This window comes from Streptomyces sp. NPDC057694 (assembly GCF_042799415.1).
In the GTDB taxonomy this organism is placed as follows: domain Bacteria; phylum Actinomycetota; class Actinomycetes; order Streptomycetales; family Streptomycetaceae; genus Streptomyces.
This window is the reverse complement of record NZ_JBHVIX010000056.1, coordinates 1,582-4,378: the sequence shown is the minus strand read 5'-3', so window position 1 is coordinate 4,378 and position 2,797 is coordinate 1,582. Positions and strand designations below refer to the sequence as shown.

General features: G+C 56.3%; 1 rRNA gene (cut by a window edge). It reads right to left on the bottom strand.

Going from position 1 to position 2,797, the window contains the following annotated elements:
* Positions 1–22: 22 nt before the first annotated feature.
* Positions 23–2,797: ribosomal RNA gene (locus tag ACFVDP_RS43805) — 23S ribosomal RNA — on the bottom strand (it continues 213 nt past the right edge of the window).

Sequence of the window (2,797 nt, the reverse complement as noted above, 5' to 3'; positions counted from 1 at the left end):
CAACACAGTGGACGCGAGCAACTGAGGACAAGCCCTCGGCCTATTAGTACCGGTCACCTCCACACCTCACGGTGCTTCCAGATCCGGCCTATCAACCCAGTCGTCTACTGGGAGCCTTAACCCCTCAAAGGGGGTGGGAATACTCATCTCGAAGCAGGCTTCCCGCTTAGATGCTTTCAGCGGTTATCCCTCCCGAACGTAGCCAACCAGCCATGCCCTTGGCAGGACAACTGGCACACCAGAGGTTCGTCCGTCCCGGTCCTCTCGTACTAGGGACAGCCCTTCTCAATATTCCTACGCGCACAGAGGATAGGGACCGAACTGTCTCACGACGTTCTAAACCCAGCTCGCGTACCGCTTTAATGGGCGAACAGCCCAACCCTTGGGACCGACTCCAGCCCCAGGATGCGACGAGCCGACATCGAGGTGCCAAACCATCCCGTCGATATGGACTCTTGGGGAAGATCAGCCTGTTATCCCCGGGGTACCTTTTATCCGTTGAGCGACGGCGCTTCCACAAGCCACCGCCGGATCACTAGTCCCGACTTTCGTCCCTGCTCGACCCGTCGGTCTCACAGTCAAGCTCCCTTGTGCACTTACACTCAACACCTGATTACCAACCAGGCTGAGGGAACCTTTGGGCGCCTCCGTTACTCTTTAGGAGGCAACCGCCCCAGTTAAACTACCCATCAGACACTGTCCCTGATCCGGATCACGGACCGAGGTTAGACATCCAGCACGACCAGAGTGGTATTTCAACGACGACTCCCCAACCACTGGCGTGGCTGGTTCAAAGTCTCCCACCTATCCTACACAAGCCGAACCGAACACCAATATCAAACTGTAGTAAAGGTCCCGGGGTCTTTCCGTCCTTCTGCGCGAAACGAGCATCTTTACTCGTAGTGCAATTTCACCGGGCCTATGGTTGAGACAGTCGAGAAGTCGTTACGCCATTCGTGCAGGTCGGAACTTACCCGACAAGGAATTTCGCTACCTTAGGATGGTTATAGTTACCACCGCCGTTTACTGGCGCTTAAGTTCTCAGCTTCGCACACCCGAAAGTGCACTAACCGGTCCCCTTAACGTTCCAGCACCGGGCAGGCGTCAGTCCGTATACATCGCCTTACGGCTTCGCACGGACCTGTGTTTTTAGTAAACAGTCGCTTCTCGCTGGTCTCTGCGGCCACCCCCAGCTCACGGAGTAAATCCGATCACCAGGTGTGGCCCCCCTTCTCCCGAAGTTACGGGGGCATTTTGCCGAGTTCCTTAACCATAGTTCACCCGAACGCCTCGGTATTCTCTACCTGACCACCTGAGTCGGTTTAGGGTACGGGCCGCCATGAAACTCGCTAGAGGCTTTTCTCGACAGCATAGGATCATCCACTTCACCACAATCGGCTCGGCATCAGGTCTCAGCCTCAATGTGTGACGGATTTACCTACCACACGGCCTACACCCTTACCCCGGGACTACCATCGCCCGGGATGGACTACCTTCCTGCGTCACCCCATCACTCACCTACTACCAACTTGGGCCGGCGGCTCCACCACTTTCCATTCCCCGAAGGGTCCGGAACGGCTTCACGGCCTTAGCATCACTGGATTCGATGTTTGACGCTTCACAGCGGGTACCGGAATATCAACCGGTTATCCATCGACTACGCCTGTCGGCCTCGCCTTAGGTCCCGACTTACCCTGGGCAGATCAGCTTGACCCAGGAACCCTTAGTCAATCGGCGCACACGTTTCTCACGTGTGTATCGCTACTCATGCCTGCATTCTCACTCGTGAACCGTCCACAACTCGCTTCCGCGGCTGCTTCACCCGGCACACGACGCTCCCCTACCCATCCACACACCCGTTGGGGCTATACATGTGAATGACACGACTTCGGCGGTACGCTTGAGCCCCGCTACATTGTCGGCGCGGAATCACTAGACCAGTGAGCTATTACGCACTCTTTCAAGGGTGGCTGCTTCTAAGCCAACCTCCTGGTTGTCTCTGCGACTCCACATCCTTTCCCACTTAGCGTACGCTTAGGGGCCTTAGTCGATGCTCTGGGCTGTTTCCCTCTCGACCATGGAGCTTATCCCCCACAGTCTCACTGCCGTGCTCTCACTTACCGGCATTCGGAGTTTGGCTAAGGTCAGTAACCCGGTAGGGCCCATCGCCTATCCAGTGCTCTACCTCCGGCAAGAAACACACGACGCTGCACCTAAATGCATTTCGGGGAGAACCAGCTATCACGGAGTTTGATTGGCCTTTCACCCCTAACCACAGGTCATCCCCCAGGTTTTCAACCCTGGTGGGTTCGGTCCTCCACGAAGTCTTACCTCCGCTTCAACCTGCCCATGGCTAGATCACTCCGCTTCGGGTCTTGAGCGCGCTACTAAATCGCCCTATTCGGACTCGCTTTCGCTACGGCTTCCCCACACGGGTTAACCTCGCAACACACCGCAAACTCGCAGGCTCATTCTTCAAAAGGCACGCAGTCACGACGCACTGAGTAAACTCAATGCGCGACGCTCCCACGGCTTGTAGGCACACGGTTTCAGGTACTATTTCACTCCGCTCCCGCGGTACTTTTCACCATTCCCTCACGGTACTATCCGCTATCGGTCACCAGGGAATATTTAGGCTTAACGGGTGGTCCCGCCAGATTCACACGGGATTTCTCGGGCCCCGTGCTACTTGGGTGTCTCTCAAACGAGCCGCTGATGTTTCGACTACGGGGGTCTTACCCTCTACGCCGGACCTTTCGCATGTCCTTCGCCTACATCAACGGTTTCTGACTCGTCC